Source organism: Bacillus thuringiensis (assembly GCF_001455345.1).
GTDB lineage: Bacteria > Bacillota > Bacilli > Bacillales > Bacillaceae_G > Bacillus_A > Bacillus_A thuringiensis_N.
In genome coordinates this window covers 4,228,995-4,242,799 of the sequence record NZ_CP013274.1, presented here as the reverse complement: position 1 = coordinate 4,242,799, position 13,805 = coordinate 4,228,995, and the positions used below count along the sequence as shown (strand labels likewise).

Genomic DNA, 13,805 nt, shown 5'->3' with positions numbered 1-13,805 from the left:
TATTTTAATTGTAAAGGGAAAGAAGGCTGATACAAACAGACAAACTTATACAAATTATAACTGATATTTACATAAGTTAACAAAAAATTTACATATAACTAATTTTCTCTTAATAGTCTTCTATTAAATTTGATAGTGGGAAATGAATAACCTAATTAGGGGGACAAGACAGTGAAAAAGTTTGTGAAAAAAGCATGGCCATTTGCAGTTGTGGCGTCGTTAGCAGTTACTTCGGTGGCAACATGGAATTTTACACGTTCTAGTGAAGTAAATGCAGATGAGAACGGAAGCAATGCAAAGATTAAAAATGTTATTGTGTTAATTGGAGATGGTATGGGTCCTTCATACATGACGGCTCATCGTTATATGAAAGATAATCCGAAAACATTCGAGATGGAATCTACAGAGTTTGATAAACATCTTGTAGGAACACAAAAGACATATCCAGAAGATGAACATGAAAATATCACAGACTCTGCATCAGCAGCAACAGCTATGTCAGCAGGAATTAAAACATATAATGCGGCAATTGCAGTTGATAATGATAAAGCAGAAGTGAAAACTGTCCTTGAACAAGCGAAAGAAAAAGGGAAATCAACGGGACTCGTTGCTACTTCTGAAATTACACATGCAACACCAGCTGCTTTCGGTGCGCATGACATTAGTCGTAAAAACATGGACGCAATTGCAAATGATTATTTTGATGAGAAAATTAAAGGGAAGCATAAAGTAGACGTTATGCTTGGCGGCGGTGTAAATAACTTTGTTAGAAAAGATCGCAATCTTACAGAAGAATTTAAGAAATCTGGTTATAGCTATGTAACAGATCGTAATCAATTGTTAAATGATAAAAATGATCAAATTCTTGGTTTATTTGCGCCAGGCGGTTTAGATAAAATGATTGACCGTACCGATAAAACACCTTCATTAGAAGAAATGACAAATGCAGCAATTGAGCGTTTGAACAAAAATAAAAATGGTTTCTTCTTAATGGTTGAAGGAAGTCAAATCGACTGGGCTGGACACGATAATGATATCGTTGGTGCAATGAGTGAAATGGAAGACTTTGAAAAAGCATTTAAAGCAGCGATTGAGTTTGCGAAAAAAGATAAAAATACGTTAGTCGTTGCAACGGCAGACCACGCTACTGGCGGATTATCTTTAGGTGCGAATGGTGAGTATAACTTTAAAGTAGATCCAATTAAAGCTGCAAAACGCACACCAGACTTCATGGCAAATGAGATTGCAAAAGGTGCAAATGTAGAAGAAACATTGAAAAAATATATTGATTTACAATTAACACCAGAAGAAATTAAAGCGGTAAACGATATTGCTCCTTCAAAAGATGTAACAAAGATTGATAATGCGATTGAAGATATTTTCAATAAGCGTTCGGTTACAGGCTGGACAACAGGTGGACATACAGGGGAAGATGTAAACGTATATGCATTTGGTCCTGGTAAATACTTGTTCTCTGGCGTTCAAGAAAATACAAATATCGCTAAACGTGTATTTGATATTGTTGGCGGTGGCGATCCGAACAAAGGAAGACGCTAATTATAAACGAAAGTGAGGCGAAATGCCTCACTTTTCTTTTTAGGAGATGGGAAGATGAGAGCTTTTTTCAGAGGGATAGGATTCCTTCTAGTAGGTGTATTATTGCTAGTTGGATGTCAATCCAAAGAGAATCAGATAGAACAAAAATCTACTGCTACAAAAGCTGAGGGAAAAGTACAAATGACGAAAGAAGAAGAGAAATCGATTCAAGATGTTATGGAGAAATTTGTACGGACGACAAATGAAAAAAATCTTGCTGAACATATGGAGTTATTTTCAAAGAAGATGCCTAGTGCTGAAGACTTAAAAACGCAAAAAGAAGCAGCTTTTCAAAAGAGAAATAAGAAAATTGAATTGGAACATATAGATATAAAAGCTAGTAAAGCAGGATATGTTGTTGTTGAAACACAAGAAAAGGAAATAGATGGAGAGGTCACTCTTCAGAAAAAAGTACAGTATGCACTTGGAAAAGAAGAGGATGGCTGGAAAATTGAAGAGGTTCGCACGATAGAGAAGAAATAAAATGAAACTTTCCGTAAATAGTGCAAAAAGGTTCTCATTGGCGAGAACCTTTTTTTATAGTGGTAACATAATTTGATTTGAGCATGCTTCGATATCATCAATATCTTGGCGGATTGTTGCCATTTTATTATCGAGGTCTTCAGCCTTCATTGCTGCATCATGTAGTTCATCTTTTAAATACTCAGGTATTTTCCCTTCATATTTATAATAAAGTTTATGTTCTAAACTTGCCCAGAAGTCCATTGCAAGCGTACGTAACTGAATTTCTGCAAAGACTTCTTTTGTACCAGAATTCAGTGATAAAGGATATTTAATAATCATGTGTAAACTTTTATAGCCGTTTCCCTTTGGATTAGCGATATAATCTTTTACCTCTATGATTTCCATATCTTCACGCTTTTGAATGACTTCTTTTAAATGATAAATATCTTCTACGAAACAACATGTAATACGAATGCCGATGATGTCTTGTAAATGCGTCTGGGCATTTTCAACTGTCGGTAATAAATTTTTACGTTCAAGCTTTTTAATAATACTTTCAGGTTGTTTTAATCTTGTTTTTATATGTTCAAACGGGTTGTAATCCTCTAAAAATTGAGCTTCCCGGTTCATAATTTCAAATTTAGTTTTTAACTCTTCTAAAGCAAATGTATATGGTAGTACAAAAGCTTTCCAGTAGTTAACTGTTGATTGATTATATTCCATTTATATACACACCTTTTCCTATTTACAAGTGAGGTTGTTATTATACTAAATACCAAAGCATATAAGCGCAAGCAGCAAATGATGAAATCATAAAGCGATATTTAGTTTTCATACTTTCAACTCCTTTCGAGTAAAAATTCTATATGAATAAACGTGATTGTTAATAAGTTCACTATGTACAATTCCTATAGTAATAGATTCGTGTGAATTTCGTATGAACTAATTGTTTCAGCTTTTTGTCTTTTTTTTGTAAATCATCATTATTATTCATAATTTAAAGTGTTTTCATTTGATTTATTCATTAGTATAAATTAATGTATATTTAAATTTATGGTTATTAAGGAGGCTAAAAGATGAACTTTGAAGAATTAGCAATTGCTAGACGTTCTGCAATGAAATTTGTACAAGGAATAGAAATCCCAGATGAGGACTTTAAAAAAATATTTGAGCTAACAAAGCTTTCTCCATCTTGTTACAATTTGCAACATACGCATTATGTTGTAATTCGTGATCAAGAGCGCAAAGAAAGATTAAAAGAGTTAGCTTTTAATCAATATAAAGTATCGAGTGCATCTGCGGTAATACTTGTTTGTGGTGACAAGAGAGCATACCAAAATGTTGAAAATATTTATTTCGGTATGAAGGTTTTAAAGATGATTGATGAATGTGAGTATGAAGATACAATTAGGCAAACGAAAGGGCTATATGAAGGAAAAGGAGAACGCTTCATGGAAGAGGAAGCGATTAGAAATGCTTCGTTAAGTGCGATGACTTTTATGTACGCAGCTAAATATTATGGATATGATACGTGTCCAATGATCGGTTTTGATGAAAAAGCAGTACAAAGTGAATTGAATATGCCAGAGCATGTAGTACCTGTTTTAATGATTACGATAGGAAAAAGTGATACTACTAAAACTCGCCCACGAGGATATCGAAAACCGATTAGTGAGTTTATTACATACGAAACATTTTAATACAAGGTATAGATTACTTAAACAAAAGGGTTCTATTTAGATCCTTTTTGTTTTGCAATTGACAAATAGAATGAAGTTATATAATATTTAAATCGTAATCATTACGTTTTATTTTGCAATCTTTAAAAGAAAGGAGAATTACATATGCGTGTAAATATTACATTAGCTTGTACAGAGTGCGGTGATCGTAATTATATTTCTAAAAAAAATAAACGAAATAATCCAGAGCGCATTGAACTAAAAAAATATTGTCCACGATTAAAGCGAGTAACGTTACATCGTGAAACGAAGTAGAAGACTAGAGATATCTCTAGTCTTTTTTGTTTATAGTTCTTTGGTTTTGTTTGTTATAATTACCTTAAATTGTAATAAAAGGAGAGGTATGATGAATCAAAAAGATAAAGAAAGAAAAGAGCAAGTGGCTCATATTATTAACATTCCAGATGATTATAGGCTTGTTGTAGATGATCAAGAAGGTGTGGATGACCCATATCATCTATTATGGTGGGAGCATAAAGAGGATGAGGAGAGAACGATACAAATAACGTTGAATAGACATACTGGTAATTTAATTGAATTTAGGATAGAGGATGAAAAGTCTTTTTCGAGTAGTAAGAAAGCGCTAGAGGAGAACAAGGCAAGAGAGATTGCAAATACATTCTTAAAAAAATATACAAAAGAAGGATATGAATTTTATTCATATATAACTGTTAAGGATGACAGGCGTGGTTGGAAAGAAGTAAATTATATGCAAGAAGTGAATGGCTATCCATTGCCGAATACAGGATATGTTGTGCAAGTTCACTCTACAGGGAATGTTGTGAATTTCCATTATAATGGACAAAAAGCTATAGAGACAAAACCGTCATGGCCAAGTGAAATTGTTGAGGAGAACGTCGTTTTAGAAAACTTGAAAGCTAGACAAAATATGAGACTTGTATTTGTAGATTTAACACACTCTTCATGTGAGTATGAAAATGGAGAAGAAGTAAAAGGGTACCGTCTTGTATACGAACCAGAGCCAAGTCATGCGTTTATTGATGCAAGTACAGGCAAAGATTTATTTGGACCAGATCATTATAAATTGCCTTCGGCTGTAGCTGTTGAAAAACCGAAAAAAGGTAGTCGGCAAGATGACGTATTCGATTTATTTGACTGGGATAAAGAAAGTTTTACAAAAGTAGCTGAGGCGGAAAATGATGATGAAATAAGAATGAAATTTGTTCTGAAAGAGGAATTACAGAAACAGAAAGAAGAAAAGAATCCATATTTAATGAATGAATTTTTTAAAAAGCATTTACCGATGTTAAAATATAATAATTTTGTTGGCATTATGATTGATAAATCTACCGATGAATTAACTGGTTTTATAAAAATGACAGACGATAAAGAAGTAAAGAAAATACTGTCTAGAGAGGAATGTTTACAAAAAGTACTTCAATTTTTGGAACAAGTTATTCCAGATGTCACACAATATCTACGTCTTTGGGAAGAACGTGAAGCAACAGAAGATGGAATTGAAAGGTTTACCTTTTCCGTATATGTGAATGGTATTCCAGCAGAGTATAAGCAATTTATGGTCAATATCAATGCAGAAAATGGGGCTGTGGTGCATTATTCTGGAGAGTCTAGCAACTTTATAAAAGAATTACTTACATATGAAACAACACCAAAAGTAACAAAGGAAAAAGCGTTAGAAATATACAGAGAGGCCATGCGAGTTAAATTAGAATGGTCTATAGATCATGATGTAGAGGAAACGGTATATCAATTACTGTATAAACAAACAACGAATGAAAATGATAAAGAATTCTTCGACGGTAGTCGAGAAATTCGTTATATTGATGCGCATACTGGGGAGAAAATTTGGAGTAAATAAGCTTTTAAATAGGGAAAAAGGTCTTCGATAGAAGACCTTTTTTAGAAAGAACGATTATTCTTCGTATGTATCAATTTTGTATAACCACTTCTGTACACTAGCAGGTGGTCCTTCTGTTCTCCACTTTATTGTACACATTCCACAAGAACAGTGAACTTTTCCTTTTGCAAAAATACCGGCAATTTCAGGAGTATATCCCCATGCGTGTTGTGCAATATTCATTTTTCGACGCATTGTACGTTGACGTTGGTGTCTTGTATAAGCACGTGTTCTTTCAAATTTCATATTTGTAATCCCTCCTTGTAGTACAAGTAGCTTGCAAGAGCGTACAAGGAGTTCATCTCTTACAAGCTACTCGGGTACAAGAGGGAAATGAAATATTTCATATTCCACTCTCCAATCTTTTGTTTAAGTGTTTAAGTATACGCAGTGAGGCTTTATGAGACAATTATTATGCTTAAAAACATATTGGAATGATATCGTACAGACACAAACAACCTCACACCCACATACACTTAGTAAAGACCACTATTTTGGCGGAGGTGAAAGGTTTGAGTCTATTCGCCGCAATTGGATATATGGTTCGAGAAGTGTTTGTTTTTGTTTCTTATGTGAAGAATAATGCGTTTCCGCAGCCGTTATCATCTGACGATGAGAGAAAGTACTTAGAGTTAATGGAGCAAGGTGATGCTCAAGCGAGGAATCTGTTAATTGAACATAATTTACGGCTTGTAGCTCATATCGTTAAAAAATTTGAAAACACAGGGGAAGATGCAGAAGATTTAATTTCAATTGGTACAATCGGGCTCATTAAAGCGATCGAGAGCTATTCGGCAGGAAAAGGAACAAAACTTGCGACGTATGCAGCGCGCTGTATTGAAAATGAAATTTTGATGCATTTACGTGTACTAAAGAAAACGAAAAAGGACGTTTCACTTCATGATCCGATCGGGCAAGATAAAGAGGGGAATGAAATATCGCTTATTGATATATTAAAATCAGAGTCTGAAGATGTAATTGATATGATCCAGCTTAGTATGGAGTTAGAAAAAATTAAAGAATATATCGATATTTTAGACGAACGAGAGAAAGAAGTAATCGTAAAGCGTTTTGGACTGGGGCTTGATAAAGAGAAAACGCAGCGGGAGATTGCAAAGGCACTCGGTATTTCCAGAAGCTACGTATCAAGAATTGAAAAGCGCGCTTTAATGAAAATGTTCCATGAATTTGTAAGAGCAGAGAAAGAGAAAAAAGCGAAAGAATAATGCACATTGCAAGCAGCCGTATTTTAAAAGGGCTGCTTTTCTTTTTGTGAATAAGGAAAGAAAAAGGGGTGTGTTCAGAAGAAATCCATGTTCACTGTTGAAAATGACGGATTCTATCTGTAATATTAGAAGGTGCTAAACAATTTAAGAATAATACCATACTTAGTTTTCTGCATGCATAATGAACCAGTTCTATATGATATGTGGGAATAAGAACCAATTTTACATATGATATAGAAGGAAAAGAAGGGAAAGCTAAAGTTATAGACTGATTAGGAGGTTTCGCAATTTGCGACGTACATTATATCGACTTATGATCGAACTTACAAATGGTCGTTTTACTTCTTATATATTACGTAAATTTGCACAATCTCGTTTGAGCGCTATCATTATTCCATCGTATGCGAAAGTTTTTCAACTTAATCAAGATGAGATGGAAAAGGGTTTGAAGGAATATAGAACATTGCATGAATTATTTACGCGTAAGCTAAAAGAAGGAAAGCGTAGTATTGATACAGGTGCATCGAGTATTGTTAGTCCTGTTGATGGTGTTTTTGCTGATCACGGTCCTATTGAGGACACAAAAACATTTGATATTAAAGGCAAGCGTTATTCAATTGTAGATATGCTAGGTAATGAAGAACGTGCACAGCGATATGCAGGTGGTACATATATGGTTATTTATTTAAGCCCAAGTCATTATCATCGTATTCATAGTCCGCTTGCTGGTTCTGTGACTGAAAGGTTTGTGCTTGGTAGAAAATCATATCCGGTAAATGCAGCTGGTATGGAATACGGGAAAGAACCATTGTCAAAAAATTATCGTTCTGTTACAGAAGTGAATAGTGACGGTGAACATATGGCGCTTGTAAAAGTAGGAGCTATGTTTGTTAATAGTATTGAGCTGCTACATGAAAGAAATACTGTTCAAAAAGGTGAAGAAATGGCATACTTTACATTTGGCTCAACAGTTGTGTTATTGTTTGAAAAAGATATGATAGAAGTAGTGCAGAATTTGAAGAGTGGACAAGAGCTTCGTCTTGGTGAAAAAATTGCTACTCGATTGGCTCATAAGTAAAGAAAAGATTTTATAACTGTAAGCAAGAGTTATGGACAAAGATGCTTAATGATGAAGTTCCCAAGATGGGAGTACTTGTTTATTCGAGAGCCATCGCAGGATGGCTCTTTTTACAAGTTAGCTAATTAAAAATTCACTTTATATGTAATTAAGACGATTTGACCAGCTTGTCCTCTAATGAGCGTCTAATAATTTCTTGTTTTATAAGTAAAATGAAGTCGGGATTTAATTTTAGTTCTTTTGCTTTATAATAAGACTCAGTGAGTAACTCAGTAGATAACTGTTCCATATGCTTTGTTTTCAAGGTGAGTCACCTCCTAATAATATAAGGATTGATTCGTTGTTGCATTTAATGTACCAAAAAAATATGACAGTCACAAACGAGTGGTTATCCACATACCTAGGTGGATAAAATGTGTATAGATTGTTAGTAAATTCCAAATTCACTGAAAAATTAACGTGGAAAATGTGTACAATTTTATCCACAGGTTAAATATCGAAATATGTTGTCGAAAAATTTTTATGAAAAATCCTCAAAGAGGTGAAAGAAATTGAAGCTATTTTTACCAAATGAATATGTGAAGAATGTATATCATGTTCAACCAGAAGATTTGAAAAAACGTGGAATTAAAGGCGTTATTACTGATTTAGATAACACTTTAATTGAATGGGATCGTCCAAATGCAACGCCGCAACTTGAAGAGTGGTTTTTGAAAATGAAAGAGCTAGACATTCAAGTAACGGTCGTTTCAAATAATAATGAGCAACGAGTAAAAGACTTTGCTGATCCATTAGGTATTCCATTTATTCATAGTGCGCGTAAACCATTTGTTCGTGCATTTAAGCGTGCGATGCAAGAGATGCACCTGCAACCAGATGAAGTTGTAGTAATTGGGGATCAGTTACTAACAGATGTTTTAGGTGGAAACCGAGTGGGACTTCATACAATTTTAGTTGTACCGGTAGCACAAACGGACGGATTAGTAACGCGCTTTAATCGGAAAATTGAACGAAGAATTATGAAAAACATGAAGAAAAAAGGTTTAATTAACTGGGAGGAATAGAGTTTGACTGAAACAATTAAATGTATTGGTTGCGGTGTAGAAATTCAGACAGAAGATAAAAATGAAGTAGGATATGCTCCGGCCTCATCTTTAGAGAAAGAACAAGTAATTTGTCAACGCTGTTTTCGTTTGAAGCATTATAACGAAATTCAAGATGTATCATTAACAGATGATGATTTCCTACGTATTCTAAATGGAATTGGAAATTCGGATGCGTTAGTAGTTAAGATTGTAGATATTTTTGATTTTAATGGTAGCTGGTTACCTGGATTACATCGTTTCGTCGGAAATAATAAAGTATTACTTGTTGGGAATAAAGCGGATTTAATTCCTAAGTCAGTAAAACATGATAAAGTAAAGCATTGGATGCGTTATAGTGCAAAGCAGCTAGGATTAAAGCCAGAAGATGTCTTTTTAATTAGTGCAGCGAAGGGACAAGGGATTGCTGAGCTGGCAGATGCTATTGAGTATTACCGTGGCGGAAAAGATGTTTACGTTGTTGGATGTACGAATGTAGGAAAATCAACATTTATTAATCGTATGATTAAAGAATTTAGTGATGAGACTGAAAATGTAATTACAACATCTCATTTCCCTGGAACAACGCTTGATTTAATTGATATTCCATTAGATGAAGAATCTTCTTTATATGATACGCCAGGTATTATTAACCACCATCAAATGGCTCATTATGTTGGAAAAGAAAGCTTAAAGCTTATTACACCAACAAAAGAAATTAAGCCGATGGTGTTCCAATTAAATGAAGAACAAACATTGTTCTTTAGTGGACTGGCACGTTTTGATTATGTAAGTGGTGGTCGTCGTGCATTTACTTGTCACTTCTCGAATCGTTTAACAATCCATCGTACAAAGCTTGAGAAAGCAGATGAATTGTATAAAAATCATGCTGGGGATTTACTAAGCCCACCAACACCAGAAGAATTAGCAAATATGCCAGAGCTAGTGAAATACGAGTTTAATATTCGTGAACCAAAAACGGATGTTGTATTCTCTGGATTAGGATGGGTTACTGTGAACGAACCAGGAGCAAAAATTGTTGCACACGTACCAAAAGGAGTAAGTGTTTCATTACGTAAATCTTTAATTTAATATGGAGAGGGATTTATGAAACAATTATATGGTGTAATCGGAAATCCAATTGGACATTCATTATCACCCGTTATGCATAACGATGCATTTGAACACTTGAATATGGATGCCCATTATCAGGCGTTTCTTGTTAAAGAGGAAGTGCTAGGGGAAGCAGTAAGAGGTTTAAAAGCATTAGGTATTTCAGGATTTAATGTAACAACTCCGCACAAAGTTGCTATTATGGATTATTTGGATGAGACTGACCCGCTAGCAAAACAAATTGGTGCAGTAAATACGGTGGTTCATAAGGATGGAAAATTGATTGGCTACAATACAGATGGAATTGGTTTTGTCCAAGCACTGCAGTCAATTAGTAGTGAACCACTTCAAGAGAAACGTATTTTATTGATTGGCGCAGGTGGTGCTAGTCGAGCTATTTATTTTTCTCTTGCTCATATAGGTGTGAAAGAGATTGATGTAGCTAATCGTACAGTAGATAAGGCGAAAGAACTTATTGCTGCATGTACGGCTACTGTTCATTCTGAGGCTTTATCGTTAGAAAAAGCCTCAGAAGAACAAGGAAATTATGATATTATCATTCAGACGACAACAATAGGTATGCATCCACGCGTTGAACATACGCCATTACAAATTTCTTCGTTAAAAAAAGGAACGATTGTATCAGATATAATCTATAATCCATTTGAAACGAAAATTTTATGTGAGGCAAAAGAGCAAGGTGCAGTGATTCAAAATGGTATTGATATGTTTGTTTATCAAGGGGCGCTTGCATTTGAAATGTGGACAGGGCGTGTACCGAATATCGATAGAATGAAACAATTAGTTATAAGAAAGCTTGGAGGCTAACATATATGTTAACAGGAAAACAAAAAAGATTTTTACGTGCACAAGCACATCATTTAACACCAATTTTTCAAGTAGGAAAAGGTGGAGTAAATGAAAACATGATTAAACAAATCGCAGATACTTTAGAAGCTCGTGAGTTATTTAAAGTAAGTGTGCTACAAAACTGTGAATTCGATCGTCGTGAAGTTGCAGAAGAACTTGCAAAAGGCGCACGTGCTGAAATCGTTCAAGTAATTGGAAGTACAATCGTTTTATACAAAGAATCTAGAGAAAATAAGCAAATTAAGCTTCCTCGATAAAAAGACTAGCATATGCTATTTTTATCGCTAGTGCGTAATGATGTAGAGAGCGAAACCAATTGAACTTTTATTAACAGTAAACTCTCTTCGAATAGAAATGAAGAGAGTTGCTGTACGTAAAAGGAAGGGGCGTTTCTTTTGAGGAAAATTGGCATCATTGGCGGTACATTTGATCCGCCACATTATGGGCATTTGCTAATTGCAAATGAAGTATATCACGCTTTGAATTTAGAAGAAGTATGGTTCTTACCGAACCAAATTCCACCGCATAAACAAGGGCGGAATATTACAAGTGTAGAAAATCGCTTACAAATGTTAGAGCTTGCGACTGAGGCAGAGGAACATTTTTCTATTTGTTTAGAAGAGCTAAGCAGGAAGGGCCCATCTTATACGTATGACACTATGTTACAATTGACGAAGAAGCATCCGGATGTGCAGTTTCACTTTATTATTGGTGGAGATATGGTTGAGTATTTACCGAAGTGGTATAACATTGAAGCGTTACTTAACCTTGTAACGTTTGTTGGGGTTGCAAGACCTGGTTATACATTGCGTACACCTTATCCTATCACTACTGTGGAAATTCCGGAGTTTGCAGTTTCTTCATCTTTATTGCGTGAGAGATATAAAGAGAAGAAAACATGTAAATATTTACTTCCTGAAAAAGTACAGGTATATATCGAGAGGAATGGGTTGTATGAATCGTGAGAAAGCACTTCATATTGTCAAACAACAAATGCATGAAAAACGTTATATACACACAATTGGTGTAATGGAAACAGCAATTGAACTTGCTAAGTTATACGGTGTGAATGAAAAAAAGGCTGAAGTTGCAGCTATATTCCATGATTATGCGAAGTGTAGAGCAATTTCAGAGATGGAAGAGATCATTAAAAGTGAAGATTTGCCGAAAGATTTACTTTGTTATAACAAAGAGTTATGGCATGCACCTGTTGGGGCATACTTAGTAGAAAAAGAAGTAGGCATTACAGATCCTGAAATCCTGCAAGCTATTACATATCATACAAGTGGTCATGAGAAAATGACGATGTTAGATAAAGTAATTTATGTAGCTGATTACATTGAGCCTGGGCGAAAGTTTCCGGGTGTGGAGGAAGCTCGTAAACTCGCATATATGGATATAGATCAAGCTTTATTATTTGCGTTAAAGAGAACAATTCAATTTTTAATGGAAAAAGATCAAACGATTTATCCATTAACATTCCAAACATACAATGCAGTTATCAAGGAGGAAATTAGTAAATGAAAGATAAAGATTTATTAGTATTAGCAGCAAAAGCAGCTGATGATAAGAGAGCAGAAGATATGGTTGTCCTAAATATGCAAGGTATTTCACCAATTGCAGATTATTTCATTATTTGTCACGGTAACTCAGATAAGCAAGTGCAAGCAATTGCACGTGAAATTAAATCAAAAGCACATGAGTTCCAAATCGACGTACAACGTATGGAAGGTTTTGACGAAGCACGCTGGGTGTTAGTTGACCTTGGAGATGTAGTTGCCCATGTATTCCATAAAGATGAGCGTAATCACTATAATTTAGAGCGTCTTTGGGGCGATGTGCCGCGTGAAGATATTACAGACGAGCTAGACCAATGAAATACGAACAATTTGCATTGTTGTACGACGAACTAATGAATGATGTTCCTTATGATAAATGGGTGGAATTCACAGAGGAAAGTTTACAGCAAGCGGATATGAAAGAGGCGAAGATTCTTGATGTAGCATGCGGTACTGGTAATGTAACACTTCCGCTTGTACAAAAGGGTTACGATTTAATCGGTGTCGATCTTTCAGAAGAAATGTTAACGGTCGCTCAGCAAAAACTAGGTGGGGAAGGATATTTTATTCCTTTTTACCAACAAGACATGCGAGAGCTTGATGTTCCGGGTGAGTTTGACTGTGTAACTATTTTTTGTGATTCATTAAATTATGTATTGCAAGAAGATGGAGTGCAAGAAACATTTCGAAGAGTGTTTCATCATTTACGTCAAGATGGTTTGTTTTTATTTGATGTACATTCTTTATATAAAATACATCATGTATTTCAAAATGAAACATACACAGTGAATGGAGAAGAAATATCTCTTATTTGGAATTGCTTCCCTGGTGAAGAATCAAATAGTGTAGAACATGATTTAACATTCTTTGTTCAAGACCCAGAAGAAGATGTGTACCATCGTTTTGATGAATGTCACGTGCAACGTGCATATCCGGTTGAAGAGTTAACAAAATGGCTTGAAGAGGCTGGTTTTACAGTGCTTCGCGTGACTGGTGATTTTGAGCGACTTGAAGTTACAGAACAAACAGAGCGTATTTTCTTCATGGCGAAGAAAAACGGATAAAAACAAAAGCAACCGAGAAGGTTGCTTTTGTTTTGTAAAGAAGCTGTAATTTTAGTTCTAGGATAATAAGAGGATGATATACGTGAAGTGTGAAAATGCTAGTTTAAGTGAAAATGTAATGTAAAAAATTTAGT

18 protein-coding genes are annotated in these 13,805 nt (G+C 34.9%); 15 read left to right on the top strand and 3 right to left on the bottom strand.

Annotated features, from left to right (window positions below; translation table 11 throughout):
- The first annotated feature begins 171 nt into the window (after window positions 1-171).
- Window positions 172-1,557 carry an alkaline phosphatase gene (locus tag ATN06_RS22150; protein WP_016086211.1) on the top strand — a complete coding sequence of 462 codons (1,386 nt, stop codon included), beginning with the start codon at window positions 172-174 and terminating at the stop codon, window positions 1,555-1,557.
- 54 nt (window positions 1,558-1,611) lie between these two features.
- The gene (locus tag ATN06_RS22145; protein ID WP_060632333.1) at window positions 1,612-2,079 is read left to right on the top strand and encodes a hypothetical protein; all 468 of its coding nucleotides are present in this window, start codon (window positions 1,612-1,614) and stop codon (window positions 2,077-2,079) included.
- 54 nt (window positions 2,080-2,133) lie between these two features.
- Here ATN06_RS22145 and ATN06_RS22140 read toward each other — a convergent pair whose 3' ends face one another.
- Window positions 2,134-2,784: a GTP pyrophosphokinase gene (locus tag ATN06_RS22140; protein WP_000456215.1), complete on the bottom strand. Its 651-nt coding sequence runs from the start codon at window positions 2,782-2,784 to the stop codon at window positions 2,134-2,136.
- A 353-nt stretch (window positions 2,785-3,137) separates the two neighbouring features.
- On the opposite strand from ATN06_RS22140, the gene ATN06_RS22135 reads away from it, so the two are divergent.
- From ATN06_RS22135 to ATN06_RS22125, 3 genes are all read left to right on the top strand, one after another.
- Window positions 3,138-3,761, top strand: coding sequence for a nitroreductase family protein (locus ATN06_RS22135; RefSeq protein WP_060632332.1), 624 nt, complete (start codon window positions 3,138-3,140; stop codon window positions 3,759-3,761).
- Between the two features lie 144 nt (window positions 3,762-3,905).
- Window positions 3,906-4,055, top strand: a complete 150-nt coding sequence (gene rpmG, locus ATN06_RS22130; protein WP_001265617.1) for a 50S ribosomal protein L33 — start codon at window positions 3,906-3,908, stop codon at window positions 4,053-4,055.
- 91 nt (window positions 4,056-4,146) lie between these two features.
- Window positions 4,147-5,640, top strand: a complete 1,494-nt coding sequence (locus tag ATN06_RS22125) for a YcdB/YcdC domain-containing protein (RefSeq protein WP_060632331.1) — start codon at window positions 4,147-4,149, stop codon at window positions 5,638-5,640.
- Window positions 5,641-5,694: 54 nt separating this feature from the next.
- Here the strand turns inward: ATN06_RS22125 and ATN06_RS22120 are convergent, their stop codons facing one another.
- The gene (locus tag ATN06_RS22120) at window positions 5,695-5,925 is read right to left on the bottom strand and encodes a hypothetical protein (protein ID WP_060632330.1); all 231 of its coding nucleotides are present in this window, start codon (window positions 5,923-5,925) and stop codon (window positions 5,695-5,697) included.
- Between the two features lie 266 nt (window positions 5,926-6,191).
- Between ATN06_RS22120 and sigK the strand changes: the two genes are divergently transcribed.
- Both sigK and ATN06_RS22110 read left to right on the top strand, forming a co-directional pair.
- On the top strand, window positions 6,192-6,905 hold the full coding sequence (sigK, locus tag ATN06_RS22115; protein WP_000051382.1) for an RNA polymerase sporulation sigma factor SigK: 714 nt from the start codon (window positions 6,192-6,194) through the stop codon (window positions 6,903-6,905).
- A gap of 289 nt (window positions 6,906-7,194) precedes the next feature.
- Complete coding sequence (locus ATN06_RS22110; protein WP_060632329.1) at window positions 7,195-7,983, top strand: phosphatidylserine decarboxylase; 789 nt, start codon at window positions 7,195-7,197, stop codon at window positions 7,981-7,983.
- 148 nt (window positions 7,984-8,131) lie between these two features.
- On the opposite strand, the gene ATN06_RS22105 is transcribed toward ATN06_RS22110, so the two are convergent.
- Window positions 8,132-8,287, bottom strand: a complete 156-nt coding sequence (locus tag ATN06_RS22105; protein ID WP_000850094.1) for a sporulation histidine kinase inhibitor Sda — start codon at window positions 8,285-8,287, stop codon at window positions 8,132-8,134.
- A gap of 247 nt (window positions 8,288-8,534) precedes the next feature.
- Here ATN06_RS22105 and ATN06_RS22100 point away from each other — a divergent pair, with 247 nt between their 5' ends.
- The 8 genes from ATN06_RS22100 (at window position 8,535) to ATN06_RS22065 (ending at window position 13,671) form a co-directional block, all read left to right on the top strand.
- The gene (locus ATN06_RS22100) at window positions 8,535-9,047 is read left to right on the top strand and encodes a YqeG family HAD IIIA-type phosphatase (RefSeq protein WP_060632328.1); all 513 of its coding nucleotides are present in this window, start codon (window positions 8,535-8,537) and stop codon (window positions 9,045-9,047) included.
- Between the two features lie 3 nt (window positions 9,048-9,050).
- Window positions 9,051-10,157, top strand: coding sequence for a ribosome biogenesis GTPase YqeH (gene yqeH, locus ATN06_RS22095; protein WP_060632327.1), 1,107 nt, complete (start codon window positions 9,051-9,053; stop codon window positions 10,155-10,157).
- 15 nt (window positions 10,158-10,172) lie between these two features.
- Window positions 10,173-11,006, top strand: coding sequence for a shikimate dehydrogenase (aroE, locus tag ATN06_RS22090; protein ID WP_060632326.1), 834 nt, complete (start codon window positions 10,173-10,175; stop codon window positions 11,004-11,006).
- Window positions 11,007-11,011: 5 nt separating this feature from the next.
- Entirely contained in the window at window positions 11,012-11,305 is a 294-nt protein-coding gene (gene yhbY, locus ATN06_RS22085; protein WP_000955224.1) for a ribosome assembly RNA-binding protein YhbY, read from the top strand.
- Between the two features lie 138 nt (window positions 11,306-11,443).
- Entirely contained in the window at window positions 11,444-12,013 is a 570-nt protein-coding gene (gene nadD, locus ATN06_RS22080; RefSeq protein WP_060632325.1) for a nicotinate-nucleotide adenylyltransferase, read from the top strand.
- The gene (gene yqeK / locus ATN06_RS22075; protein ID WP_060632324.1) at window positions 12,003-12,572 is read left to right on the top strand and encodes a bis(5'-nucleosyl)-tetraphosphatase (symmetrical) YqeK; all 570 of its coding nucleotides are present in this window, start codon (window positions 12,003-12,005) and stop codon (window positions 12,570-12,572) included. The genes nadD and yqeK overlap by 11 nt, the downstream gene beginning before the upstream one ends.
- Window positions 12,569-12,925 (top strand): ribosome silencing factor, encoded by a 357-nt coding sequence (gene rsfS / locus ATN06_RS22070; RefSeq protein ID WP_000653203.1) that lies wholly within the window; start codon window positions 12,569-12,571, stop codon window positions 12,923-12,925. Before yqeK ends, rsfS begins: the two co-directional genes overlap by 4 nt.
- Entirely contained in the window at window positions 12,922-13,671 is a 750-nt protein-coding gene (locus tag ATN06_RS22065) for a class I SAM-dependent DNA methyltransferase (RefSeq protein WP_060632323.1), read from the top strand. The genes rsfS and ATN06_RS22065 overlap by 4 nt, the downstream gene beginning before the upstream one ends.
- Window positions 13,672-13,805 lie beyond the last annotated feature (134 nt).